We start from the raw sequence: 26188 nt of genomic DNA on the forward strand, positions 1-26188 counted from the left end.
AAGTCTACACTTTATATAAAATTGTTGTTTTATACTAAAATAGTAGACGTCATCAGCTTATCAGGGCGGTTCAGGGCAGACATCATTGCCATATTTATTTCAAATCTACAAAAAACGAACGATAACAGCAACCCAGCCTGCGATCATAAGCAATCCGCCGAGCGGGGTAATTGGGCCAAGAAACTTTAGATTCTTTTTCCAGTATTCAGCAAACGATAGAAAATATATACTTACAGAGAATAAAATAGTTCCTAGTGTGATCAGATAAAATGCCACTCGTTCAGACTGAAGCTCAAACCGAAAATTGAATCCTAGAATCAATAGGGTTAGTGCAGCATACATTTGATATCGCACGCCGACCTCAAAGGATTCCAGTTTTTCAGCGGATAGGATTTTTTTGAACGCATGGGCTCCAAATGCACCTAGGATAATAGCGAGGCTGCCAAATAGAGCGGCCGTGATGATGACAACGTTTTGCATGCCTGAATTTACTAAATTGTGGGTTTAATCATATCAATATGAAGGATTCCGTAATCAGGGTAGGGCTCGGAGATTTGTTTAAACCCTAATTTTTCATAAAAGGATTTTAAATGAAATTGTGCGCCTATTTGTATCTCGCCTTCACCAAATTCTTTATAGAGAGATTCGATGGAATGAATCATTAATTGTTGACTCAAACCGGTTCCGCGAGCTTGCTCAGCGACAATGACCCGACCGATGGAAGCCTGCGGATAGGAGAGACCAGGGGGAACTAATCTCGTGTATGCAATGATATCATCATTGTGTTCCGCCCAAAGATGGAGACAAGCAAAGTCCTTATCGTCCAATTCAGGATATAAGCATTCTTGTTCCAAAACAAAAACTTCCATTCGAAGCTTTAAGATACGATACAGTTCTTTATTGTTGAGTTCATCAAACTTCTTGAGGTTCCACTGAAAATCCATCATTAAAATAAAAAAAAGAGTCAAATTAAATCGATATATCAGGGAAGACATACCCGATTTAATTTGACTCGAGTGATTTGAAAACTTTTATGCGAGAAGACTTTTAACGACTTCAGAGATTGTTTTGCCATCAGCTTGTCCTGCAAGCTTTTGATTTGTTGCACCCATTACTTTACCCATATCTTTAATGGAAGAAGCTCCTGTTTCTACGATAATTGCTTTGACAATGGTTTCAACTTCTTCTTTGCTTAACTGTTTGGGTAGGTAAGCCTCGATTACTTTTTCTTCCTCAACTTCAATTTCATACAGATCTTCACGGTTTTGCGTCTTATAAATTTCAGCAGATTCGCGACGTTGTTTGACAAGTTTTTGTAACACTTTAATCTCCGCCTCCTGGCTAAGATCTTCTGCATGACCTTTTTCTGTTTTCGCTAAGAGGATAGCTGCTTTAATCGCACGTAAACCACGTAATTTTGCCGTGTCTTTTGCGATCATTGCTGCCTTAATGTCTTGATTTATTTGTATTTCTAATGACATGATATTTGAATTATTTTCGATTGACAAGTGTGCCTGTGGCCTGCGCTGTAGGCATGATTAAGAGATCGTTGATATTAACATGTGCTGGTCTGGTAATGACGAAAAGGATCGTTTCCGCAATATCTTTCCCTGTTAGAGGTTGTACACCATTGTAAACATTTTTAGCTCTTTCTCGATCTCCATGAAAACGAACTTCCGAAAACTCTGTCTCTACCATTCCGGGATCGATGGAGGTTACCTTAATGCCTTGCGTTAGCAAATCAATACGCATCGCTTTAGTCAATGCGTCGACAGCATGTTTGGTCGCACAGTATACATTTCCATTCGGATACACCTCTTTCCCTGCAATAGATCCTAAATTAACAATATGAGCGCCGTTGTCGGTATCCATAAGGGGTATCACAGCTTTACTTACATACAATAAGCCTTTGATATTGGTATCAATCATTCTGTCCCAATCGCCGATATCACCATCTTGAATAGGATCTAATCCCTGGCTCAACCCAGCATTGTTGATGAGAATATTTATTTTTTTCCATTCGGGGGGCAAACCTCCAATTTGGTTTGCAACTTGCTTAGCATCTCGGACATCGAGCTCAAATATATGGATCTGAATAGTCGGGTAGGCCGCAAGTAGTGTATCTCTTAATGTTTCTAAACGGTTTAACCTGCGCGCGCAAAGTAAAAGATTATACCCCTCTTTCGCTAAAACTTCGGCACAAGCCTGACCGATGCCGGAACTTGCTCCTGTAATAAAAACTGTTTTAGTCATATATTGTAACTAGTTGGTATTTAAAATTTAATCAGATTTTCCCTAAAAAAAAGCGCCTCGGTCACCCTATTTTGTAGCAATATAGATGGTACAGATGCCAAACGTCTGTGGTCTAACAATGGTTTCATTAAAACCAGCTTTTTTGTTTATGGCCACGAACTTTTGGCCGTCCGGAAATTGAGCAACGGATTCCGGTAAATATTCATATGCACTGGAATCTTTTGAAAAGAATTTTCCAATGGTTGGTGTGATAAACTTGAAATAAAAATTATACAATTGTTTAATGGGGAACTTTTTCGGATTAGAAAATTCTAAAATAACAGCTTTCCCACCAGGCTTTAATACGCGGTATATATCCGATAAGCCCTTTTCCAGATTTTCAAAATTGCGGACACCAAATGCTACAGTAACTGCGTCGAAGGTATTATCTTCGAATTGAAGCCGCTCAGAATCTCCTAACTGAACTTCAAATTGATTCGCTAATCCCTTGCTTGCAATCTTTTTCTTGGCGACTTCAAGCATGCCTTGGGAGATATCGACACCAATAATCTTTTTTGGATTCAAGATTTTAATTGATTCCAGTGCAAAATCACCAGTTCCTGTCGCTACATCCAACATCAGTTGCGGTTTTATGGACTTTAAGGAATTGATGGCTTTTTTACGCCATATAATGTCAATACCCAAAGACATGAAATGGTTCAAAAAATCATAGGAATGCGAGATATTGTCAAACATATCTGCTACCTGTTTCTTCTTCCCATCGTTGGTGTCTTTGTAGGGCTTTAGTGTTGAGGAATCGTGCGTCATTTTACAAAGATACAATATATGAATATTTTTCGGTGCTAAAAAAGGGATTTGTTTTCATATCAAAGTCAGTTTATTTTGATGGTAGTGGAGGATATTGATTTGTTTTTGACCATTTTGCTTATTCACAATAGTTTAAGTTATTAACATTTTTTAAAGTATTGATTTTGAGTGGTAAATTTTTATTTTCAACATCTTTTCAACAGTAGGTGTTGAAAACTAATCCTGTAAATCTGTGTCCATCAAAGCTTTTTGAGGGTTCGGATCTGATCGTCGAATTTCCCTGTTTGTAAATCCTCATGGTGGTGAATTTTATTTTTTATACATTTGTTATCCTATCTAAAATTTATAAGGATAGCAAAGCTATATTTCTGATATAATATCATGATGAACGACAGTAATTTTGAAGCGAATAACACGGATAATAACAAACGGGGTAATTATGGCGAACGTCGTACCAAATTAAATAATTTGGTGAGCGGTTTGGGTAAGCTTCCGCCGCAGGCAGTGGACCTTGAAGAAGCTGTTTTGGGGGCTTTGATGCTGGAGAAAAATGCACTGAGTGAAATTATTGATATTCTAAAACCGGAATCGTTTTACAAAGAATCACATCAAAAGATCTTTGAAGCGATTTTTGGCCTCTTTCAAAAGACTTCTCCAATTGATATATTGACAGTTACCTCGGAACTTAGACGGATGGGGGCTCTTGAAATGGTCGGCGGTGCCTACTATATTACGCAATTGACAGATCGCGTGGTTTCTGCAGCTAATATTGAGTATCATGCCCGTATTATTTCTCAAAAATATATTCAGCGTGAGCTTATTAAGGTTTCTACCGAAATTATCAATAGTTCATATGATGAAACATCAGATATCTTCGATCTTTTGGATCATGCCGAAAAAAGCTTGTTTGATATCGCGCAAAATAACTTGCGAAGAGATTCAAGAAAGATGGATGATATTATGCGTGAGGCGATTTCTAATCTTGAAATGCTCCGGGATCGCACAGATGGTCTAACAGGTGTGCCTTCGGGTTTAACAGCCTTGGATCGTATGACTTCAGGTTGGCAGCCTTCTGATCTTGTTATTATTGCAGCACGTCCAGCGATGGGAAAAACTGCATTTGTACTTTCTGTCGCGCGTAATGCCGCTGTGGAACACGGTAAAGCAGTCGCCGTATTCTCGCTGGAGATGTCATCTGTTCAGCTCGTCAATCGTCTAATCGCTGGTGAAACCGAAATTGAGCAAGAGAAATTGAAAAAAGGAAATCTTGCTGATCATGAATGGCAACAATTACATTCGAGAATTGGTCGATTAACTGATGCGCCTATTATTATTGATGATACGCCGGCGTTGAACGTGTTCGAATTTAGAGCAAAATGTAGGCGTCTAAAAGCACAATACGATATCCAAATGGTGATCGTCGATTACTTGCAGTTAATGCACGGTAAAGCAGACGGTAAAGGCGGGGGTAACCGGGAACAAGAGATTGGTAGTATTTCGCGCGCGTTGAAGTCTGTAGCTAAGGAATTAAATATCCCCGTGCTTGCATTGTCGCAATTGAGCCGTGCAGTAGAGTCAAGACCGGGCAATAGTAAGCGTCCTATGTTGTCCGATTTACGGGAGTCTGGTTCTATTGAACAGGATGCTGATATGGTTCTTTTCTTATATCGACCTGAATATTATGGTTTGACAGAAGATGAAGAGGGACGTCCTACTGCCGGTGTCGGTGAAGTTATTATTGCAAAACACCGTAATGGTGAGACCGGAATTGTTCCACTTCGCTTTGTGGGTAAATTTGTGAAGTTTGTGGATTTAGAAGATGAGTTTTCGGGTATGGGTGGTGGAGATGGATTCGGTGATGCGCCGGCTACATTTTCTGCTTCGGCCTTGAATCCGTCGCCAAACTTTGCAGATGATTTTAGTGCTGGAGGTTTTAGTGGAGGTATTACTATGCCCTCCCGAATGAACGATATGCCTGATGATGCGCCATTTTAGTGGTTAATTTTACATAAGTATTCCTAAATAACAGAAAAAACCGAATGATTTAAATTCGGTTTTTTCGTTTACCGCGTCCGGCTTGTTTTCGCTAGTAAAACAAGGTTATTATCCATTTTCAACGTGATGTATTAAGGGGGTACGCAAAAATAAATGTTTTAAAACTAAATGAACAAATGGGGTTAATGTTTTTTTGTCGTTTTGATTGTTTTTATTTTAAATAAAATCGGAACTTTGTGCGCCTTTGGGTTTATTAGAATGGTAGCTTTTAGACTTAGTATAACAGGTCTTAGACAAAAGTTGGTGAACAGTTTTTCGACAATGACAGGAAGCTAATGGATATTCATTATTTTGGATCGAGCAAGTTAGCTTTTATTTGGCTATTGATAGCAAAAACAAATAATATATTTCGATGAAAATAACATTACTTTGTATAGGTAAGACGGATGACAAATACCTAATTGAAGGTATTGAAAAGTACATTAAGCGATTAAAGTTTTATGTGAACTTCAGTATTGTCGTTATTCCCGATATCAAGAATGTCAAGAATCTTTCTGCTGAACAGCAAAAAGATAAAGAGGCTTTGCTGATTTTGAAACAGCTACAACCACAAGATCTAGTAGTTCTGCTAGACGAACATGGAAAAGAATTTCGCTCCTTGGAGTTTTCAGCTTATTTGGAAAAAATGATGGTACAAAGTGTTCAGCATTTGGTATTTATTATAGGAGGCCCCTATGGGTTTGACCAAAAGATTTACGATCGGGCAAAATCAAAAATCGCTTTATCGAAGATGACGTTTTCGCACCAAATGATTCGTTTGTTTTTTACAGAGCAGCTTTATCGTGCTTTTTCCATCATGAAGGGGGAGCCTTATCATCACGAATAATATGGAAAAAAGTCCGTAACTTCATCATGAATAAAAACAAGCTTATGAATTTGCCCAACAAACGAGATTATCACTATAAAAGTGACGAAGGAGAGAAAAATAGCCAATTGAATAAATACATTATGATTGCTTGTATTATTATCGTGATCTTATTGGCCTATTTTTTCGCATAGCTTAATGTCTTTCCATACGGATTTAGTAAAAGAAATAAATCTCTTACTTAATATCCGTATGGAGGATATCAGCAGATGATTTTAATAAATTTTAATTGAATTGTTTAAGCAAGAACGCTTAATTTTTGGGAGAAGATTGGCAGGTTTTGCGCGTTCTTTTTGGGGCGGTGTTGTTTACGAATCCCCAGTTGGTCATATAGAATGACAAGGGATTAATTTCTAATAATTTTTTCATTTTTTCTTTTTTTACCATATAATAATTTATTGATTCGCTAATAGATGATCAATAATCGAGCCAAACTATGATATTTGTCATGTTCGAAAAGAAATATAGAAAATAAGGTCAATAAAAGTAGTTGAAAGTGTGTTTTTGAGGGCCAAGTCAAAATAAAACGCAGCCCATTTGAGAGGGGCTGCGTCGAATCAAGGAATTTATTTTTTATCAATTTTATATAATTTTCCGATATCTGTGATAGCGTACAGCGCGCCATCTTTTCCCTGCGTGATATCTCTAAATCGTTGTCCTTCACTACCTAATAGACGCTCTTCTCCAACCACCTTGTTATCCTTCAGTATAATTCTGGCAATGTGCATGCTGCTCAAACCGCAAATAAAGAGATTATTCTTCCATTCTGGAATATTCTGTCCGGTATAGAATGTAATTCCACTAGGAGAGAGGACCGGATCCCAATAATAGACAGGTTGTTCCAGACCGTCTTTTTGTTGTATACCCGCGCCAACTTTATCGCCTTTATACTCTATACCATACGTAATCGTTGGCCATCCATAATTCTTGCCAGCTTCAATTCGGTTCAGCTCGTCGCCGCCCCGTGGACCAAATTCGGTTTCCCAAAGATCGCCGGTTTCCGGATTTAAGGCAAGCCCTTGAGGATTGCGGTGTCCATAACTGTAAATTTCCGGACGGACATTTGGCTTGCCTATAAATGGATTTCCTGGAGCAGGCTGTCCCTCAGTGGTGATGCGTAAGATCTTGCCCAATGCTGCATTAAGATCTTGTGCCAATGGTCTTGTAACCAAATCAGATCTTTCACCCGTACTCAAAATAATATTTCCTTCTTTATCAAAGATAATACGACCACCATAGTGCAGATTTCCTTTATGAGCCGGAGTAGCTTGATAGATCACCTTGGCACCTTCTATCGATTTCTCGTCTGCAGACAGTTTTCCTTTTGCAACAGCCGTCAACGTCCCAGCAGCGGTATTATCAGAGAAAACCCAATAAATCATACGGTTTGATTCGAATTTTGGATCAAGACGTAATCCCAGAAGTCCACCTTGCCCACTGCTATTGACTTGAGGTAAACCTTTTATTGGGTCACTTAATTTACCGTCCGCCGTTGCAATGCGAAAATTCCCCTCTTTTTCTGAGATTAATAATCGGCCATCAGGCAGCGCAGTTATGCCCCACGGAGATTTTAATCCCTCAGCAATTACTTTACCTTCGAACGGCGTGCTTGTCTTTGCACCCTGAATTCTCGTTTGTCCGGCAAATGCTGGTTTATAATTTGTGTTTGCCTTCTGTGTTTCTACCGGAGGGTAACTTGTTGTGTCAGTTGCAGCGTTTGCGCTGCTATCCGAACTCGAATTTGAATTCGCATGGTTGGAATTACATGCGGTTAATCCTAAAGATACTGTTAAGAGGCTTATTGTCAGTTTGGTTTTCATTATCTGTGACTTGTTTTTGGTCTGATTATCTGCTTGAAGATATTAAAAATTAATGAAATATTATTTTATAGAATGTAATAATATAAATATATAACTCTATTAATAAGAAAGGGAGGATGCTAGCCAGCCAATAGATTTTAAATATTAAAAGAGTTATTTTTCCGCCAGGCAGTGTTTTACGATTCGGTGGAGTTCAGTTTCCTTGTTTACATAATAATCACTTATATCTAGAATCGTGTTTGTGTTTAAATTGTAGATACACACCGGTACATAGTTAGGCTGGGCAGATGTCTCGAAAGTTTTAAAATAATCTGCACTTTCCTGAATACTTGAAAATTCTTTGGATTCACAATGTTGTGTATCCTGATTGTAAGCAATGGTTATAAAGTTCTTTTTCATTGTACTAGCCTTTTTATCAACATAACGAAGACCAGGGAGTAAAAGTTTTAAAAATCATTGCCTTTTATTTGTTAAACACTGATGTGGCTTGCGGCTATTGGCTTTCCAAAAAATATTTTTGCTTTACTTTCAAAGTCTCTTGGATCATCTGTCGTATAGAAGGCCAATTGTCCATTTTGGGAACAAATAGTTTCAATCTCCTGATGACGATGGAGATAGTCCCTTAAGCTATTTGCAACAATTGGACCCTGAGAAATGATATTGATATTGCTTGGTGTATATTTTTTGATTACGGGCAGCAATAATGGATAGTGGGTACAGGCAAGCACAATAGCGTCGATCTGATCGGACTGTTGTAAAAGTTCCCGTATATCTTTTTCTACAAAGTAATGAGCGCCTTCTGTATTGATTTCGTTATTTTCTACTAAAGGGACCCAAAAAGGACAGTCATGTTGAAAAACTTCTATTTCTGGATTAAATTTATGTATTTCTATTTTATAGGATTCAGATTTTACCGTTCCCGTAGTAGCTAAAATCCCGATCTTATTAGTTTTCGTAAAATTGTGTACAATTTCGGTAGTGGGTCTGATGACGCCGAGGACTCTCTTTCCCGGCGGTAGATCATGTTGTTGTATGGTTCTTAATGCTTTTGCTGAAGCTGTATTACATGCCAGAATAACAAGGTTACAGCCTAGATCAAAAAGTTTAAAAACACATTGTTTGGTATAGTTATAAACGGTTTCAAAAGACCGTGTACCATAAGGGACCCGAGCATTGTCCCCTAAATAGATATAATCGTACTGAGGTAAAAGATGTTGAATTTCCTTAAATACGGAGAGTCCTCCGTAACCGGAATCAAAAATGCCAATCGGACCTGGTTTTGATAAGTTATCCATAACACAATGTTATAAGCTCTTCCACTTATAACATTGTGTTACAAGTTTCAGCTTTATTGAAGCAAAGATGGTTTCTCTTTGTATATTTTCCAAATTAATTCGCCAAATAATGTATTTGTCCAAGCAAACCAATGTCTTGTGAATTTTTTAGGATCGTTTTTATGAAAAGACTCATGCATAAATCCAGTTCCGCCATGCGTATTGACCAGCGTTTTGATGCAATTGCGAATCTCGTCATCATTTGTCGAAGTTTGCGCTCGCATAATAATGGACATCGGCCAGATCATATCTCTTCCTATGTGAGGTCCGCCAATACCTTCTGCTGCTGTTCCCTTAAAAAAGAATGGATTTTTATCAGACAAAACAAAGTTACGTGTACGTTGATAAACTTCGTTATTTAGATCGACAGCCCCTAAATAAGGTAGAGCCAATAAACTCGGAATATTTGCATCATCCATCATAAGATGGCTCGAAAAACCGTCTACTTCAAAGGCATATATCCGGCCTAGTGTCGGATGGTCGATGATACCATATGTATTGACTGCTGTTTCGACCTCATTCGCAAGAGCTTCCATTTTGACAGCTAGTTCATGTTCATTTTTAACCTTTTTCAAAATTTCGGCAGATTGTCTAAGGCTAACGATCGCAAATAAATTGGACGGAATAAGAAAGGAGAAAATGGTAGAATCGTCTGACGGTCGAAAACTGGAGCAGATCAAACCAACTGGATTTACAGGATATCCGTAGCCATCTACTTGTAATGTATCGGAGCCTCTGGAGGTTGTACGTTCGAATTTGTACGGGCCTAGACTATCTTTACGCTGTTGCTCAACAAAAGTCTGATATATTTTATGTTGCGCTTCTAACCATTCTTCATTAAACGGGCTATTGTCATTCGTTTCTTTCCAATAATGATAAGCTAATCGAATTGGATAACACAATGAATCGATTTCCCATTTTCGTTCATGGATTCCAGGTTTCATATTTGTGTGATCACTGAACCATTCGCCTTTTTTGGTCGGATCGTTATAAAATGCATTGGCATAGGGATCAATATTGATACATTTACTCTGCTTTTGGATTAAGCCAACAATAAGATCCTGTAGTTTTTTGTCCTTTTTCATAAAAGGAAGGTATGGCCATACCTGTGCACTGCTGTCACGCAACCACATGGCATCAATGTCCCCTGTAATTACATAGGTATAATTTCTTCCGTTTTGAACATAGGGAAATACGGTAGTATCTAAGGTATTAGGAAAGCAGTTGTTAAATAACCAAGCCAGTTCCTTATTTTTAACATTTTTCTGAAATTCTACAATTGCATCTTCGATGACCTTGCTCGAGAAAAGTCTTTTCTCTTTACTTGTTCGTACAGTGGGAAAAGAATGTTCTTGAGCAAATGAAAATTTGCTTGTAAGTGCACCCGCGGTTAACAGGCTTGCGTTTTGGATAAATGTTCTGCGTTTCATGCTTGCTAGGACTGATTTTTATGTTATAAGGTTATTTACTAAAATGCAAGATATAAATATTTTTGAATAAAAGGAATAGCAAATACGATTTAGCATTATAAAATTGACTGAACATAGGAATAAAGTCATTTTTATTCGGTTAATTTGCGTTTAGGAATGCATTTTGCTAGAAAAAATAATCTTTGAAATAATTTTATGAGGCTTAATATAACAAAAAATAATAATTTACTCCGAATTGTGCTGGCAAGCATGGGGGTAGGTATTTCCTTCGGCGGTTTTGCCCAGATCAAGAGTCAGCCTTATTCGTATCATTTTTATCAAAAAATGAACGATGCGGTTTATTCTACTGAGACGAGAATGCACACTGCTGCTAGACCATTCGTCATCAAAGACTCTTTATTGTTAGCCAAGTTTGATTCAATCCAATCCAATAAGCCTGTTTCTTCGTCCAATTGGTTTATGCGTAAGATTTTTAATGAACATCTGGTGCAGGTTGAGAAAGAAGATTATACATTCTATGCTGATTTTTTACCGGATCTTTATATTGGAAAGGATATGTTAGGTGACAAGCGTCGGACATGGATGAATAGCAGAGGATTTCAGGTGGGATTGAACGTGGGTAATAAATTTACATTCAATACTTCCGCATTTGAAAGTCAGGCGGTATTTCCCAAATATTTGGATGACTATATCGTAGCCAATAAAGTTGTGCCGGGGCAGGCGAACTCAAAATTTAAGTCCAACAATAAAATGGATTGGATGTATGCGACAGCAAGTATGACCTATGACGCGCATAAGTATATTCAGGCAACTTTGGCTTACGACAAAAACTTCATTGGGGATGGATATAGATCCATGCTTCTCTCTGATTTTTCATCGAATTATGCGCATCTGAAATTAACAGGGACGATAGGGAATGTTCAATATACTTCGATTTGGGCCTATATGAATGATCCGACGCATCCTAGACAGGATTTAACAGGTACATATCCGATGGAGGGTGAACCGAACAAGCGTTTGGGCGATGGTAAAAAATGGGGGGCTTTCCAATATCTGGACTGGAATGTGACCAATAAATTATCAATTGGCTTTTTCCAATCTGTTGTTTGGGCTGCGCAAGACGATGCAGGTAAAAGAGGTTTTGATTTCAGTTATATTAGTCCTATTATCTTTATCCGACCTGTTGAAAATAATAATCGTACTTCGCCAGACAAAATGTTTTTGGGGTTAACTTCCAAATATAAACTACCCTATAATTTGACGGCATATGGTCAGTTCTTATTGGGGGAGTTTACCGCCAAAGAGTTTTTTGCTGGGAATGGATATGCGCATAACAAATGGGGAGCACAACTTGGTGTCAGGGGATATGATATGTTTGGTGTGAAAAACCTGAACTTTTTAGCCGAGTATAATACAGCCAGACCATATACTTACGCACACTTTAAGTCGTATTCAAACTATAGTAACAATGCCGAGCCATTGGCTCATCCGAAAGGGGCAAACTTTAGAGAGCTTGTTGGCCTTGTGAATTATGCATGGGATAGATGGGACTTTTCGTTACAGGGTATGTTTACCCAAAATGGACTTGATCTGCCTGATGGAAGTAATATGGGCGGTAACATCTTCCAATCCTATAATACAATACCAAATCTATATGGAAATCATATTGCCCAAGGAATAAAGAATAATATCTATTATGCGGATGCTAAGGCTGCCTATGTGCTTAATCCCAAGTATAACCTCCGTTTAGAACTTGGTTATACCCAACGTTACGCAAAAGCACAATATGAAACACCTGTAGTCAATAAATCCGGCGTAGTGTCATTTGGACTTCGTTCAAGTTTCCGGGCAATTTATAACGATTTATAGAAATTTTTATAAACCGATCTATAATTAAAATAAACTATATTGTTTTGGCGATAAATGCTGTAAAACCAATATAGTTTATTTTTAAATATAGTTTTAGCACAAATTGACAATTAGGGAAGACAACTTGGATACAATTAGAATAAATATCCGATCGTGGACGATCCCTTCTTATGATGTGTTAGGGCTTAAAAACGATTTGCTTAAACAGAAAATGGCATGGGTTCGCTTAGTTAGCCAATGGACCAGCACAAAACTAATGTTATTCCAATGAAAAAAATCCTCGTACTGAATGGCCCAAATTTAAATTTGTTGGGTGTAAGGGAGAAATCAATTTATGGTAGCCAGGACTTCCTGAGCTATTTTGAAGAACTAAAACAACAATTTGAAACAGTGGAATTAGCCTATTTTCAAAGCAATTCTGAAGGAGGATTAATCGATAAGATACACGAAGTCGGTTTTGAATTTGATGGAATTGTGTTGAATGCCGGAGCGTATACTCACACTTCAGTTGCGATTGGGGATGCAATCGCAGCAATCACAACACCTGTTATTGAAGTTCACATAAGCAATGTCCATCAAAGAGAGGAATTTCGTCATCATTCGTTCCTCGCAAAGAATTGTAGAGGGGTGATCTGTGGTTTTGGCCTGGATAGCTACAGATTGGGTATAGAGGCATTTATTAAATAATATCTTCTTTTGCAAGGAAGAGAAAAAATAGCTATAAAACAAAAAAGCGGGAATTCCCGCTTTTTTGTTTTATAGCTAACAGACTTGTTCTAACCAATAAGACTTCTGATTTCGACTTCGTCTGCTTTGATCTGAGCTTTCATTTCTTCAAGTGAGTCAAATCGTTCATCGTGTCGGATAAAATGAAGGAACTTTACGCGGAGTGTCTTGCCATAAATATCCTGATCGAAATCGAATAGGCTGATTTCAATAGCCCGATTCATGCCATCGACAGTGGGCCTGGTTCCTATATAGCCCATGCCTTTCGCGATGGATACTGGACTTTCCTCTTTATACTCTCCCGTAGTGATGTTTTGGATATGATTATAGATGTATACCTCAACAGCATAAATACCATAGGCTGGTATTAGTTTATGAGGTTCGTGAACCTGAAGGTTGGCTGTTGGAAATCCGATGGTACGACCAATTTGGTCGCCTCTAATCACCGTTCCCGTTAATTCAAAAGGATAACCTAAATAGAGATTAGCCGTTCTTATATCGCCTTTTATAAGCGCTTCACGTACGCGCGTGGAGGACACTGCAATATCATTGATGTCTTGCTCCGGAATTTCGTCAACGCTGTAGTCAAATATAGATGCAAACTGCTCCAAATCGCCCATCGAACCCTTTCGATCTTTGCCAAAATGGTGATCATAGCCTATCACAATCTTTTTTGTGCCCAATTTGCCAACAAGAACATTGCTAATATATTCTTCCGGAGTCTGATTGGAAAAATCACGGGAAAAAGGAATGATAATTAAGTGGTCAATTCCTACTTTGCTTAATTGACTGACCTTTTCTTCGATATCGTTGATCAGGCGTAAACTATCATCGTCTGGATTGATAATCAATCGTGGATGTGGAAAAAAAGTAAGCAAAATTGTCTCACCATTAATTTTATGAGCTGCTTCCTTTAGGTGAGCCAATATTTTTTGATGGCCAATATGAACTCCATCGAAAGTACCGATGGTTACAACTGCATTTTCAACTGGTGAGAAATCATCTAAACTTCTGTAGATTTTCATTTATAGGAGTTTTTGCAAAAATAAGATAAAGAATCAATAAAATGGGACGGTAAAGTTATTTAATGATTTCTTTATGACGTTTTATTTCAGCGATAAGTTGTTCAAGGTTCCAAGCATTTTCTACGCGATAATCTCCACTTTTGGTGCGTCGCAAGGAACTCAGATGTGATCCACTCTGTAAGAATTTTCCAAAATCGTAGGCCAACGATCTGATGTAAGTTCCTTTTGAACAGGATATACGAAAATATACGTTGGGGAGCTCGATTCTTTCAATGATAAAGCTATTGATACGTACCTGGCGGGACTTTATTTCAACCTCCTCGCCACGACGGGCCTTTTCATAGACACGTTCGCCATTAATTTTTATGGCTGAATGGGCAGGGGGAAATTGCTGAATATCGCCTTCAAAGGATTTTGCTGCTTCGAAGATCATGTCCTCCGTGATGTGATCGATTGAAAAGGTTTGGTCAATTTCTGTTTCCAGATCGTAAGAAGGCGTCGTCGCTCCTAAGGTGATCGAACCCGTGTATTCTTTGTCCTCAGCTTGGTAGCTGTCTATTTTTTTTGTTAGTTTTCCAGTGCATACAATGAGTAGCCCCGTTGCCAGTGGATCTAAAGTCCCTGCATGACCGACTTTTAATTTTAATGGCTTGATTGAGTTTCTAACTTTACCAACAACGTCAAAACTTGTCCATGTTAAAGGTTTATCGATCAACAACATTTCTCCTTCAGCAAAGTTGAACTTTGCTGAGTTTTCACTAACCTCTATATTTTCCATCCAAAGATTTTAGATAATTTGTAAACTATGACCCGAAAGTAGGAGGGCAAGAATAATTACACCAACGATGATTCGGTACCAACCAAATGCTTTAAAACCATATTTGGTTAAAAAGCCGATAAAAGACTTAATGGCGACGATTGCAACAACGAAACCAATTAGATTTCCGATAATAAGCAAATTAAGTTCTTCTCCCGTGAAGGTGTTACCTTCTTTAAAGAACTTTAAAAGCTTTACGGCAGAAGCGCCAAACATCATAGGCAAAGCAAGGAAAAAGGAGAATTCCGCAGCAGCTTTACGTGTTAGTTTCTCGGCCATACCACCAATAATTGTGCTTGCAGATCTTGAGGTACCCGGAATTAATGCAAGACATTGGTATACCCCGATCATAAAAGCTTGTTTGTAGGAAACCTTGTCCGAATCTTCAACAGTTGGTTTGTTGAACCACTTGTCAACAAAAAGTAAAACGAGACCGCCGACGACCAACATCACGGCGACCATTAATGGACTCTCCAGTAATGCATCAATATAATCGTTGAATAACAAGCCCAACACAGAGGCGGGGATAGCTGCAATGATCAATTTGTAGTAAAATGATAGTGTTTTAAAGAAACGCTTGTAGTATAACACCAATACGGATAATATCGTTCCTAACTGGATGACAATTGTAAATAATTTGACAAAAGCCGATGGTTGAATACCCATTAGGGCAGTAGCAATGATCATATGACCTGTCGAAGACACAGGCAAAAACTCCGTTAATCCTTCAATGATAGCAAGGATGATAGCTTCAATAATAGACATCTGTTTGAGGTAAGATTACGCTTTAATTTGATTTGTTTTTGGGACGATATAGGATTGCCGCGAATCCGATCGCAAATCCAAGAACAACAACAATAGGGGCCAAGGTGATCTTGGTAAAGCTATAAATGTCAGTTTCACCAGACATCAATGTAAAGCCAATGACTACAATAGCTAAGCTCGCTATAAACAGTTGGTAATTTACTTTGGAGAATACAAATGAACCTTTATTGACTGATTCAGTAGATTTCTTTATTTGAGCCATTTTTATCTGTATAAATCGTTAGATTGTGCCTTTAAATATTTTGTTACTGCGAAATAGGTGCTAAGTCCCGAAATGAGAATTCCAATCAGGATTACGCCTAAAAAGATCACTGCAAATTCAAACCAGTTGCGTAAAAAAACCAGTTCCGGTATTTGCTGTTGTGCAAATTTCAGCGTTAGAATGAGCAGTAAAATCGCGATCAAAGATCCCAATAAACCATGAATGATGCCATATGTTATAAATGGTTTACGAATAAAGTTTTTAGTCGCCCCAATCAATTGCATACTTTTAATTAAGAAACGCTGCGAATAGATCGCAAGACGTATCGTATTATTGATTAAAGCTACGGCGATAATCAGTAAGATAACCGCAAAAGCAAGAACAATCATTCCGATGATGCGTACGTTTTTGTTGACCATGTCAATTAATGACTCTTGGTATACAACTTCTTTAATTTTATTGTTTTTGGAAATCTTTTCAATAAAAGTTTTAATGCTATCTGTATTGGCATAATTCTCTTTCATGTAAACATCTAAAGAAGGCAATAGTGGGTTATGCCCCAGATATTGTACGAAATCTTCACCAAGATCTTCTTTCAAGTTTTTTGCAGCCAATTCTTTACTGATATATTCGGTGCGAAGTACGTAAGGATCTTTTTCAAGGTCTTTTTGTAGTGAAAGGACATCACCTTCACTTGTGCCATCATTTACGATGACATTTAAGACGATATTTTCCTTAACGTATTTCGAAAGATTTTTAGCGTGCACCAAGAGTAACCCTAACATACCTGTTACCAGCAACACGAGAGCGATACTGATAACCGTAGATACATATACAGATTTTGTTTTTCTTTTTTGTGTGCTTAATTCGTATTCTGACATAATAAGCAAAAATTTATTTGCGAAAGTAACTATTTGAGTGGAAGATTTCGAATTAATCTTGTAATTACTTTGATAAAATCTATTCGAACGCTGTTTTCTTCCTATGTTTAATTAACTTTTCAATACTATAATTTATTGTTCAAACTACAAAACTTTTATCACATTTTAGTATTAAAATCGTAATTTCGCAAGTCATAAAAATTCCTTACGAATAAAAATGGAGTATAATCACAAATCATTAGAGAAAAAGTGGCAAAAATTTTGGGCGGATCATCAAACGTATAAAACGTCCGATACGCATCAAAAGCCAAAATACTATGTATTGGATATGTTTCCTTATCCTTCCGGAGCGGGGCTGCACGTTGGTCACCCGCTGGGATATATTGCTTCGGACATCTTTTCAAGATATAAACGTTTGAAAGGTTTCAATGTATTGCATCCGATGGGATATGATTCTTTTGGACTTCCTGCAGAGCAATATGCCATTCAAACTGGTCAGCATCCTGCTGTTACGACTGAGGTAAATATCAATCGTTATCGTGAGCAAATGGATAACATTGGGTTCTCTTATGACTGGAGTAGAGAAGTACGTACTTCTGATCCGTCATACTACAAATGGACACAGTGGATTTTTATGAGATTGTTTGATTCTTGGTATAATAAAGAGTCAGATAAAGCTGAACCGATCGAAACATTAATCGCTAGGTTTGTTGCAAGTGGCTCTGCTGGCATTTTAGCAGTTTCCGATGAAGATGTCTTGGAATTCAGCGCTGATGAATGGAAATCTTTTGACGAAGAAAAACAACAACGGGAATTGTTGAAATATCGGATTGCTTATTTGCGTGAAAGTACAGTAAACTGGTGTGCCGCTTTAGGTACAGTGTTAGCGAACGACGAGGTAATCAACGGTGTCTCTGAACGTGGCGGTTATCCTGTGGAGCAAAAGAAGATGATGCAGTGGTCTATGCGTATTACGGCCTATGCGGATCGTTTGTTGAAAGGTTTAGATACAATTGATTGGCCAGAGCCTTTGGTTGAAATGCAACGGAACTGGATCGGGAAATCTGTAGGTGCCTCCGTGAAATTTCCCGTGCCACAATTAAATACAAACATAGAGGTATTCACTACACGTGTAGATACCCTATTTGGCGTTTCGTTTATCGTATTGGCTCCAGAGCATGAATTGGTGGCTGCATTGACTACTCCTGAGCAGCAAGCTGAAGTGGATGCCTATATCGAGAAAACGGCGAAAAAATCTGAATTGGATCGTATGGCCGATACGAAAAACAGTTTCTGGTGCTTTTACAGGTTCTTATGCTAAACATCCTGTTTCAGGACAAGATGTACAAATTTGGATTGCAGATTATGTACTTGCCGGTTATGGTACAGGTGCTGTAATGGCTGTTCCGAGTGGCGATCAACGTGACTATGTGTTTGCTAAACATTTTGCTCTTCCTATTATTCCTATTTCGGATACCCAACATATTGAAGAAGAAGCTGATCCTAATAAAGACGGGAAATATATCAATTCCGATTTTATCAATGGTATGACTTACCAAGAGGCGGTCCCTGCGTTGATTGCTAAATTGGAAGAATTAAAATTAGGTAAAGCAAAAATAAACTTCCGTATGCGTGACGCTATTTTTGGTCGTCAGCGCTATTGGGGAGAACCCGTTCCTGTCTACTTTAAAAATGGATTACCTTATTTAATTAAAGAAGAAGAATTACCGCTCTTATTGCCCGAGGTTGATAAATATTTACCGACAGAATCAGGAGAACCTCCTTTAGGAAGGGCAAAAGATTGGAAATATGAAGATCAATATGAGTATGAATTGAGTACGATGCCAGGATGGGCGGGCTCTTCATGGTATTGGTTTAGATATATGGATCCAAAAAATGAAGGTAATTTTGCGTCTAAAGAAGCAGTGGATTATTGGAAAGCCGTAGATTTATACATCGGTGGCTCTGAGCATGCTACTGGACACTTGTTATATTCGCGTTTTTGGAACAAGTTTTTGAAAGATTTGGGCTATCAAAATGAGGAAGAGCCATTCCGCAAATTGATTAATCAGGGCATGATTCAAGGGCGCTCTAATTTTGTGTATCGCGTGTTGGATGAAGAGGGTAGAGGTACAAATCGATTTGTATCCTATGGGTTGAGAAACGAATATAAAACAATTCCATTACATGTCGATGTAAATATAGTCTATAATGATCAGTTGGATTTGGAAAAATTCAAAGCTTTCAGACCTGACTTTGCCAACGCCGAATTTGTGTTGGAAAATGGTAAGTATATCTGCGGCAGCGAAGTGGAGAAAATGTCAAAATCCAAATTCAATGTGGTCAATCCGGACGATATTATCGAATCCTATGGAGCAGATACATTACGACTATATGAAATGTTTTTGGGGCCTTTGGAGCAAGCTAAGCCTTGGAATACAAATGGGATTGAAGGGGTTTATAAGTTTTTACGTAAAGTATGGCGACTGTTCCACGATGCTGAGGGTAGTTTCACTGTTTCCGATGAAGATCCATCCAAAGCAGAGTTTAAAGCCTTACATAAAATTATCAAAAAGGTGGAAGACGATATTGAGCGTTTTTCATTCAATACTTCAGTTTCAGCCTTTATGATCTGTGTCAATGAATTGACCGAGTTGAAATGCAATAAAAGACAAATATTGGAACAGCTTGTCATTATTCTTCAGCCTTATGCACCACATATTACGGAAGAGTTGTGGGCGCTGTTGAGTAATGAAGCTGGTACACTATCTTACGCTTCATATCCTGTATTTAAACCAGAATATTTAGTTGAATCGGAATTTGCTTATCCGGTGTCTTTCAATGGTAAGATGAAATTTAATCTGTCATTGGCACTTGATTTAGATCAAAAAGCAGTAGAAGATACGATTAAAGCCCATGCTGATGTACAACGGCATTTAGATGGGAAGGCGATCAAAAAGATTATTTTTGTCAAAGGAAAAATAATCAATATCGTCATTTAATCCACTCAATACAGTATAAAAAGCCGTTTTATCAATAGGATAAAACGGCTTTTTTATGCCAATACATCTTGAAAAGCTATTGTTTTATCGAAGATAGCTTTCGCATAGGGACAATTTGGGATAATTTTGGCGTCATTCTTTCGGGCGTAGTCAACAGCCTCCAGTACCAATTTTTTTCCCACGCTCATTCCCTGATACTCGTCGTAGACTTCTGTATGATCAATGGAAAACTCATGATCGTTTTGCCAGGTATACTCTAAAATTCCGGCTTCATTATTTTCAACTTCTGCAATAAAATTGCCTCTTTCGTCCCTTTCGATGTTTCTTATTTCCATAGTTTTTTTTAAAAGTAACGTCTAAATGATCTTTTTTGTTTTATGGAATTTCTCAATTTTAGGATTGCAATCGGGTTTATCTATTTGCGAAAGGATGCGAGAGTATAGGCTCTTATTCACAATTGAAGGTTAAACTCACCGCTAGTCAAACTATCGTTTGCTCTAGGGGCGTTCACAAAAACATACGCATAAAACTATTACCTATAGATCGAGCTTAAAATCAATAACGATGAACTCACGCTAAGTTGATATCAGCATGAATACAAACGCTTAATAGACATTTTCTGAAGAATTTTTCTTATCTTTGTAAATATCTCCTTAGTATACCTCGCATTTTTATCTTTTCAATGAAGCTCTAAAGGTCCGTAACCTCTTCGGGAACATTTTATTTTAATCCATATTGAATGAGCAAAAGCCAAATTACATTTAACAAAAAAGAACGAGAAAAAAAGAAGCTACTTAAAAAGCAACAAAAAAATGAGAAAAAAGAATTCAACAAAACAAACAATGACAAGGGAAAGTCATTAGAAGAATTGTTTGCCTATGTTGATGAATACGGAAATATCTCAGACAAACCGCCGGTAAAATTGAAAGAAGGTGAAACTCCGACATATAACGCTTCTCCTCAAGAAGACTATTCTTTTGGAAAGGTTGTTCATTATAATACCGAGTCCAATTACGGTTTTATTAGGGACAACGAAACGCAGCAATCAATATATTTCAATGATCGTCTCGTCGGTCAGAAATTAAACCTCAACCAAAAGGTGAAGTTTAAATTCAAAAGTGCAAAACAAGGTGCGCAAGTAACCGAGGTTTTGATTGAATATTAGCACGAAAGAAAACACTTGGCATGTCAGGTGTTGATCATAAGCTCCTTTGTTTGATATCATCGTGGTTGGCGTCAAACAAAGGTTTTTTTATGCTTTAAATTGACGGTTTTTGATTTATGTTCCGTCGAGATATTCCATTGTCGAATTTAAAAAGCTTTGTGCGTCAGCTTTTCATCGTTTCGGATTTTTGGAGTTCAAGCTATGCTGTTTTGGGTAGACAGCAAGGAATAGATCCTTTAGACGATTATAGGCAAACTATTTATACCGCATTTTATCCATACCTTCTTTAAAAGGTTGGATCGAACCTAATGGATTTCATTTTGTGATTCCTTTTTCAAGGTGAAAATTGTAACCTCGGGTCTGGCGTTGAATCTGATAGGAATACTGTGTCCCAGTCCTCGATTGATATATAATATTCTGTTTCCGCTTATTTTTTTTATTCCTTGATCATATTTTTTGTTTCGTACAGGTATGATCGGGGAGCCCCAAAATGGAATTCGTATCTGACCCGCGTGCGTATGTCCTGCCAGAATCCAGCCAGTGTAACCATTCCAGACATTGAGGTCTGCGGCATCTGGATTATGGCATAAGACCAAACTGGCTTGCGATTGGTTATACTCCTTCATAGCTTTGATAGGGTTAAAATTCGTTCCCCAAAGGTCATCTATGCCGAATATTCTTAACCCATGAATTGTTACACTTTCATTTCTCAATACGCTGATGTTATATCCTTTGAGTAGGCTCACGATTGAGTCTGCTGCAGCACTGTCCCTAAAATTCGTTCCATAATCATGATTTCCTAGGATCGCCAATGTCTGAAGTTTGCCTTTTGGTGCAACTTGCATGACTTTATCAAGCTCAGCTAAGGGTATTTTATGATTAACGAGCCGTACAAAATCGCCGGTGTACACAATGATATCCGGTTTTAATGCTGCGATTTCTCGGAAGGTTCTTTTTATAAAATCTTTATCCACATAGTTTCCGATGTGGATGTCAGAAATCTGGACCAATGATTTTCCGTTCAATACCTCGGGTAAATGTTTTATAGGTAGATCGATCTGTTCATATTTTACCCAATGCGGCTCGATTTTCCAGCTATAAAAACCGATCAATGTACCCATAATAAGTAAGTATAGGGTGATATGCTTTAATTTTCGCTTGTTTTTCATCGCGCTAAATTAGCTTTCCATGTTGATTTATTGATTTGCATATTGAGGCTTTTCCAGGTTTCATCTCCAATTGCTACTGTTGAAATAATATTTTCGTTGATCCGGAAGCCTACGGTTTCATAGCACCGAATTGCATTGTAGTTCCAGTCATAAACGTTTAGATCAGCTATATCATAGTTTCCTTCGATGAAAAGTAGTTTTAGCAGTGCATTTATGGTGCTTTTGCCATAGCCTTTATTTCGTTCGGAACTTTTTGCAATCAAAATGCGGCAGAGTCTTGGGATGTCTCGTTCGAAGTTTAATTCACAGTGACCAATAGTTTCTGTGGTTGTTGTATCTGTTATTTTAAAAGCGCGGCGCTTTGGGTTTTGTATATATTGTTCAAGTTGCTGATCGCTAAGAGGAAACGAAAAATAAGGTCCTGCAAATTGCAATAGTTCCTCTGCTGATCCAATCCAGGATTTAAAAAGGGGGAAATCTGATCTTTCGAATGGAAGGAGTGTTATCATGCTTATTGTCTATGTTGCTGTTTGGATAGAATACACTCAATTTATAAAATTCTAATGCTGAATCCTAAAGAAGTTACCGAATTTTACGAAATTCGTGTGAAAATTTTTAAGCGTATATTATGCCGCAGCTTATTTTAGATACAGTTATAGAGGCTCCTTTGCCTGTTGTTTTTGACCTGGCGCGTAGTATTGATTTGCATATGTATTCGACAAAGAAAACAAGGGAGAAAGCGATTGATGGAGTGACGACGGGTTTGATCGAAGCAGGACAAAAGGTTCGGTGGCTCGCAAGACATCTCGGCATTACGCAAACATTGACCGTGCAGATAACGGCGATGGAAAAGCCTCATTTTTTTGAAGATCAAATGACCCAGGGGGTATTTCATACCATGGATCACAAGCACATTTTCAAGCAACTTGAAAATGGAAAAGTAGTCATGCGTGATATATTTAATTTCAAGGCGCCGCTCGGAGTTTTGGGGAGATTTGCAGAATGGCTTTTTTTAACGCGCTATATGCGATGCTTTCTCGAGGAGCGCAATCAAGTGATCAAAGAAGTTGCGGAATCAGGAAAATATGGCTCGTATATTCAAGAGTAGCTTTGTTGGAAAAAGAATAAAGGATTGATCGGCTCAGCTTAGGCGTCCTTAACAACCGTATGAATGTTCTTCGCTAGAAGGTTATAGATTTGTTCGTATCGTGTGTTTAGTGAGAAGGTCATCGATTCGCTGTTGGCTGGATTAAAATCCGATATTGACTTTGAGGTAGCATTGCTTCTTTGTACTTTTTTTCGACAGTATCCGTAAAACCTTTTTATTAATGATTTCTTGCTAAAATAACCAAATCCGGTTTTTTCTTCCAAAGCTCTTCCTGTAAAAACTCAAAAGCTCCTTTTTGATTCATGGTAACCTGATGAATTTTGTTGAATTCATTGTAGAAATAGATACGATAGCTGTTAGGTCCCCGGTAATTTCTGATAATTTTTGTTTTCAATACGATGGATTTGATGAATAGCGATCCGTTTGTTTCCGATCAACGGAAAGAATAAAATCTCATTTTCACAAAAAAGATAAGGAGCGGCAACGGCAAAAAAGTGCATGAGTCGTCTATTGTACTCCTGGTAGACTGCTATATCATGATCGTTTAGTCGCTGTAGCGCATTGATGAATTTTTGATTTTTAATGTAAGCCATCCAGCACAATATACCGAACGCAAAACCTAAATAAATAAAAAGAACAGATAGGGTAGGGAGTGACTTATAGAAAAACGAGAGCTTATCTTTCACTGGCTGACCATTTCGAAAAAAAGGCAAATAAGAAAAAACCGTAACAAAAAGCAAACATAACCAAGAAAAATTCCAATAATGACATTACGGGCTTTCTTCATCTTTATCCGTTCTGCTTTTAAGAATGATCTCACTAAGGTGTCTTTATTCATGGTCTTTTTGAAAAATTTAAAAGATAATAAAAGCGTTTGTTATGTTCTTTCCGAATTTGATTTTAACGGTCTAGGGTAGTTTTTTTATGATGTATAGCTTTATATAATCCATTTTACTTATTTATTTTAAAGGTTTTTATTCTCATTTTTTTTTATGAATTTGCGACCCTTCAACTGCTGAAGTTTTTTACTGGGTCCATAAAGTTCTAGCGCAGATAAGATGTTGTTTGAGTCGTTTTAAGCCCCACTGTGCTCTTCTTTTTTTGTAGAGGTGAATGTGGTGTTTTGCAGAAAGTTGTTATCTTATATCGATTAAGAGGGGGGTAGAATTGGATAGCATGACTCAGAATGGTGATATAGAAATAGAGTGTCCCGTCGACTGCAAGTCAAGTACTCCTCATGGGTACTTCGGCAGCTGTGTTTTTAAGGTTTTACCCATAGTTAGGCGGGAAAGATGTTATTATCCGTTTTAAGCGATTTTGTAAAGATTATATGTATTTGGTTGGTTATGGATAGATATTCTCTTATATCGCATAAAAAGCTTGTTATATCGCGTGTTTGCTTGCGTTCATGAGACGGGGTGCGCAAGTGGGGCTTACGCTGGTCAATTGAACCCTGCTCAGGCGCCCATTTGTTTCGAGGCCTTTTTTGTCTGCGGTTATCATTGACATATGTCTTGTCGCACATGTTATTTTTAGCCTGCATAAATCAAGCGCGAAGATACAACGATATTTACCTGTTTGACTTTTGTGTAAACCGGGGCTGTATGGTTCTTCACATTGTGGCTGTACTTGAGTAAGAAAAAGGTGTGGATAAAATTTTATCCACACCTTTTTTTTATTTAAAATAGCCCGTTAATGGTGTTATTTAATGTTATTTTTTTTGTTTATATAAATTACATAATTTATTGTTAATTAGAGTTTAGAATGCTATTATTTTTAATAGTATGATTCTTCCAGTAAAAATACGAAAAGATGGTGTTGTAGTCAGAGAATAATCCTCATTTTTTAAATTTAACCCAAAGGAAAGCTATGCAAAGAGGGCAATTATTGCCCAGTGATCGGTTAAATAGATGCCTGATTGCTGCGCTCAATAGGACTGTTTAATTAGGAAATGAGCATTATTTACAACAGGTTATATCGAGGCGGTCGAGCCTCTGCCAGATCTGTTTTCCTATAAGCGTAGTTTCACCCTAAAAGGTCGAATTTAGGGCGATTTTAGGTCTTCTGTGGAAACGAATGTTAAGATGTCTAAAATTCTTTTTTTTACATTTTTATTTTTTTTTATAAACCTATCTTTCAGGTGTTTATTGTGTGTTATATGGATTTAATATTTATATATTGAAAAATGGAATTTATGCGCACTTCTTTACTTTTTGTAAAGGGGCACAGCTGGAAAATAGCAGGAAGAAGCGGAAGATTTGGCCTATTAATCTGAGGAATTTGTCCTGGTTTTATCGGGTTCGATATGGCTTTTCGTTAATAGGATTTTTCCCTTGATAAGATCATCATTGAATTGGCCGACTGTTGTTTTTTGAAGCATTTCTGAAAGGTTATTGCGTATGCTTTTGAACTCATGATGCAAGGGACAGGGATATTGTTCGGAGCAGAATTCAAGCCCCATGCCGCAGCCGACAAATAGACTTTCACCGTCGATTGCTTTAACGACCTCGGATAGTGGTGTGGACATATCTCCGCTGTCGAGGTAAAACCCCCCGCCAGGTCCCTTCATGGATCGAATGATACCTGCTCGGCTTAGATTCTGTAGTATCTTGCCTAGAAAAGCCTCTGGAGAATGGATACTCTCTGCTATTTCTTTTATGCTCACGCGTTTATTTTCTTGGGAGCTTTGAGCAATAAAAAAAACTGCCCTTAGTCCATATTCACATGTTTTAGAAAAAATACCCATAATCTCTTTTTTGCTTTTTGCAAATGTACAAAATCAAAAATAGCCATCCGCAACGATTAAAAATTAGGGATGACTATTTCATGAAATAG

General features: G+C 37.8%; 26 protein-coding genes, 1 pseudogene and 1 riboswitch. Of the genes and pseudogenes, 8 read left to right on the forward strand and 19 right to left on the reverse strand.

The features are described from left to right. Window positions 1-36: 36 nt before the first annotated feature. Window positions 37-99: riboswitch (Fluoride riboswitch) on the reverse strand. 6 nt (window positions 100-105) lie between these two features. From DTA23_RS23055 to ubiE, 5 genes are all read right to left on the reverse strand, one after another. Then, complete coding sequence (locus DTA23_RS23055) at window positions 106-480, reverse strand: DUF423 domain-containing protein (RefSeq protein WP_070565633.1); 375 nt, start codon at window positions 478-480, stop codon at window positions 106-108. 11 nt (window positions 481-491) lie between these two features. Beyond that, on the reverse strand, window positions 492-995 hold the full coding sequence (locus tag DTA23_RS23060; RefSeq protein ID WP_236560229.1) for a GNAT family N-acetyltransferase: 504 nt from the start codon (window positions 993-995) through the stop codon (window positions 492-494). A 36-nt stretch (window positions 996-1031) separates the two neighbouring features. Further along, entirely contained in the window at window positions 1032-1481 is a 450-nt protein-coding gene (locus tag DTA23_RS23065) for a GatB/YqeY domain-containing protein (protein ID WP_070565629.1), read from the reverse strand. Between the two features lie 10 nt (window positions 1482-1491). Then, window positions 1492-2253, reverse strand: coding sequence for an SDR family oxidoreductase (locus DTA23_RS23070; RefSeq protein ID WP_070565627.1), 762 nt, complete (start codon window positions 2251-2253; stop codon window positions 1492-1494). A gap of 66 nt (window positions 2254-2319) precedes the next feature. Further along, window positions 2320-3060: a bifunctional demethylmenaquinone methyltransferase/2-methoxy-6-polyprenyl-1,4-benzoquinol methylase UbiE gene (gene ubiE, locus DTA23_RS23075; protein ID WP_112376154.1), complete on the reverse strand. Its 741-nt coding sequence runs from the start codon at window positions 3058-3060 to the stop codon at window positions 2320-2322. A 384-nt stretch (window positions 3061-3444) separates the two neighbouring features. Here ubiE and dnaB point away from each other — a divergent pair, with 384 nt between their 5' ends. The 3 genes from dnaB to DTA23_RS27275 all read left to right on the forward strand — a co-directional run bounded on the left by dnaB (window position 3445) and on the right by DTA23_RS27275 (window position 6114). Then, on the forward strand, window positions 3445-5055 hold the full coding sequence (gene dnaB / locus DTA23_RS23080; RefSeq protein ID WP_370445164.1) for a replicative DNA helicase: 1611 nt from the start codon (window positions 3445-3447) through the stop codon (window positions 5053-5055). 412 nt (window positions 5056-5467) lie between these two features. Next, on the forward strand, window positions 5468-5941 hold the full coding sequence (rlmH, locus tag DTA23_RS23085) for a 23S rRNA (pseudouridine(1915)-N(3))-methyltransferase RlmH (RefSeq protein ID WP_070565601.1): 474 nt from the start codon (window positions 5468-5470) through the stop codon (window positions 5939-5941). 26 nt (window positions 5942-5967) lie between these two features. Beyond that, window positions 5968-6114 carry a hypothetical protein gene (locus DTA23_RS27275; protein WP_172462499.1) on the forward strand — a complete coding sequence of 49 codons (147 nt, stop codon included), beginning with the start codon at window positions 5968-5970 and terminating at the stop codon, window positions 6112-6114. Between the two features lie 432 nt (window positions 6115-6546). Here the strand turns inward: DTA23_RS27275 and DTA23_RS23090 are convergent, their stop codons facing one another. The 4 genes from DTA23_RS23090 to DTA23_RS23105 all read right to left on the reverse strand — a co-directional run bounded on the left by DTA23_RS23090 (window position 6547) and on the right by DTA23_RS23105 (window position 10564). Then, complete coding sequence (locus tag DTA23_RS23090) at window positions 6547-7800, reverse strand: PQQ-dependent sugar dehydrogenase (protein WP_070565599.1); 1254 nt, start codon at window positions 7798-7800, stop codon at window positions 6547-6549. 153 nt (window positions 7801-7953) lie between these two features. Beyond that, window positions 7954-8199, reverse strand: a complete 246-nt coding sequence (locus DTA23_RS23095; RefSeq protein WP_046674482.1) for a hypothetical protein — start codon at window positions 8197-8199, stop codon at window positions 7954-7956. Between the two features lie 71 nt (window positions 8200-8270). Continuing rightward, the gene (gene murI, locus DTA23_RS23100; RefSeq protein WP_070565597.1) at window positions 8271-9095 is read right to left on the reverse strand and encodes a glutamate racemase; all 825 of its coding nucleotides are present in this window, start codon (window positions 9093-9095) and stop codon (window positions 8271-8273) included. 53 nt (window positions 9096-9148) lie between these two features. Then, a complete protein-coding gene (locus DTA23_RS23105) occupies window positions 9149-10564 on the reverse strand; it encodes a glycoside hydrolase family 125 protein (RefSeq protein ID WP_070565595.1) in 1416 nt (471 codons plus the stop codon). A gap of 195 nt (window positions 10565-10759) precedes the next feature. Between DTA23_RS23105 and DTA23_RS23110 the strand changes: the two genes are divergently transcribed. Both DTA23_RS23110 and aroQ read left to right on the forward strand, forming a co-directional pair. Next, window positions 10760-12433, forward strand: a complete 1674-nt coding sequence (locus tag DTA23_RS23110) for a gliding motility protein RemB (protein ID WP_239468840.1) — start codon at window positions 10760-10762, stop codon at window positions 12431-12433. A gap of 267 nt (window positions 12434-12700) precedes the next feature. Then, entirely contained in the window at window positions 12701-13120 is a 420-nt protein-coding gene (gene aroQ / locus DTA23_RS23115; protein ID WP_070565703.1) for a type II 3-dehydroquinate dehydratase, read from the forward strand. Between the two features lie 89 nt (window positions 13121-13209). Here the strand turns inward: aroQ and DTA23_RS23120 are convergent, their stop codons facing one another. The 5 genes from DTA23_RS23120 to DTA23_RS23140 are packed head-to-tail and all read right to left on the reverse strand — an operon-like array spanning window position 13210 to window position 16909. After that, window positions 13210-14184: a bifunctional riboflavin kinase/FAD synthetase gene (locus DTA23_RS23120; protein WP_070565590.1), complete on the reverse strand. Its 975-nt coding sequence runs from the start codon at window positions 14182-14184 to the stop codon at window positions 13210-13212. 55 nt (window positions 14185-14239) lie between these two features. Next, window positions 14240-14962 (reverse strand): tRNA pseudouridine(55) synthase TruB, encoded by a 723-nt coding sequence (truB, locus tag DTA23_RS23125; RefSeq protein WP_070565588.1) that lies wholly within the window; start codon window positions 14960-14962, stop codon window positions 14240-14242. Window positions 14963-14971: 9 nt separating this feature from the next. Beyond that, window positions 14972-15766, reverse strand: coding sequence for an undecaprenyl-diphosphate phosphatase (locus DTA23_RS23130; RefSeq protein WP_070565586.1), 795 nt, complete (start codon window positions 15764-15766; stop codon window positions 14972-14974). Window positions 15767-15788: 22 nt separating this feature from the next. Beyond that, a complete protein-coding gene (locus tag DTA23_RS23135) occupies window positions 15789-16028 on the reverse strand; it encodes a DUF3098 domain-containing protein (RefSeq protein ID WP_046674488.1) in 240 nt (79 codons plus the stop codon). A gap of 2 nt (window positions 16029-16030) precedes the next feature. Next, window positions 16031-16909 (reverse strand): cell division protein FtsX, encoded by an 879-nt coding sequence (locus DTA23_RS23140; RefSeq protein ID WP_046674489.1) that lies wholly within the window; start codon window positions 16907-16909, stop codon window positions 16031-16033. Between the two features lie 217 nt (window positions 16910-17126). Here DTA23_RS23140 and leuS point away from each other — a divergent pair. Then, a pseudogene (gene leuS, locus DTA23_RS23145) lies at window positions 17127-19911 on the forward strand (leucine--tRNA ligase). Window positions 19912-19964: 53 nt separating this feature from the next. Here leuS and DTA23_RS23150 read toward each other — a convergent pair. Continuing rightward, entirely contained in the window at window positions 19965-20246 is a 282-nt protein-coding gene (locus DTA23_RS23150) for a GNAT family N-acetyltransferase (RefSeq protein ID WP_070565582.1), read from the reverse strand. Between the two features lie 404 nt (window positions 20247-20650). Between DTA23_RS23150 and DTA23_RS23155 the strand changes: the two genes are divergently transcribed. After that, on the forward strand, window positions 20651-21076 hold the full coding sequence (locus DTA23_RS23155) for a cold-shock protein (RefSeq protein ID WP_070565580.1): 426 nt from the start codon (window positions 20651-20653) through the stop codon (window positions 21074-21076). 305 nt (window positions 21077-21381) lie between these two features. On the opposite strand, the gene DTA23_RS23160 is transcribed toward DTA23_RS23155, so the two are convergent. Both DTA23_RS23160 and DTA23_RS23165 read right to left on the reverse strand, forming a co-directional pair. Continuing rightward, a complete protein-coding gene (locus DTA23_RS23160; protein ID WP_070565579.1) occupies window positions 21382-22245 on the reverse strand; it encodes a metallophosphoesterase in 864 nt (287 codons plus the stop codon). After that, on the reverse strand, window positions 22242-22754 hold the full coding sequence (locus DTA23_RS23165) for a GNAT family N-acetyltransferase (protein ID WP_070565577.1): 513 nt from the start codon (window positions 22752-22754) through the stop codon (window positions 22242-22244). Before DTA23_RS23165 ends, DTA23_RS23160 begins: the two co-directional genes overlap by 4 nt. A 119-nt stretch (window positions 22755-22873) precedes the next feature. On the opposite strand from DTA23_RS23165, the gene DTA23_RS23170 reads away from it, so the two are divergent. Continuing rightward, the gene (locus DTA23_RS23170; protein WP_070565575.1) at window positions 22874-23353 is read left to right on the forward strand and encodes an SRPBCC family protein; all 480 of its coding nucleotides are present in this window, start codon (window positions 22874-22876) and stop codon (window positions 23351-23353) included. 356 nt (window positions 23354-23709) lie between these two features. On the opposite strand, the gene DTA23_RS23175 is transcribed toward DTA23_RS23170, so the two are convergent. Both DTA23_RS23175 and DTA23_RS23180 read right to left on the reverse strand, forming a co-directional pair. After that, the gene (locus tag DTA23_RS23175) at window positions 23710-24039 is read right to left on the reverse strand and encodes a hypothetical protein (RefSeq protein ID WP_146753187.1); all 330 of its coding nucleotides are present in this window, start codon (window positions 24037-24039) and stop codon (window positions 23710-23712) included. A gap of 1580 nt (window positions 24040-25619) precedes the next feature. Further along, a complete protein-coding gene (locus DTA23_RS23180) occupies window positions 25620-26099 on the reverse strand; it encodes an RrF2 family transcriptional regulator (protein WP_070565571.1) in 480 nt (159 codons plus the stop codon). Window positions 26100-26188: the final 89 nt, after the last annotated feature.

It is taken from the genome of Sphingobacterium multivorum (assembly GCF_900457465.1).
GTDB classification, from domain to species: domain Bacteria; phylum Bacteroidota; class Bacteroidia; order Sphingobacteriales; family Sphingobacteriaceae; genus Sphingobacterium; species Sphingobacterium multivorum.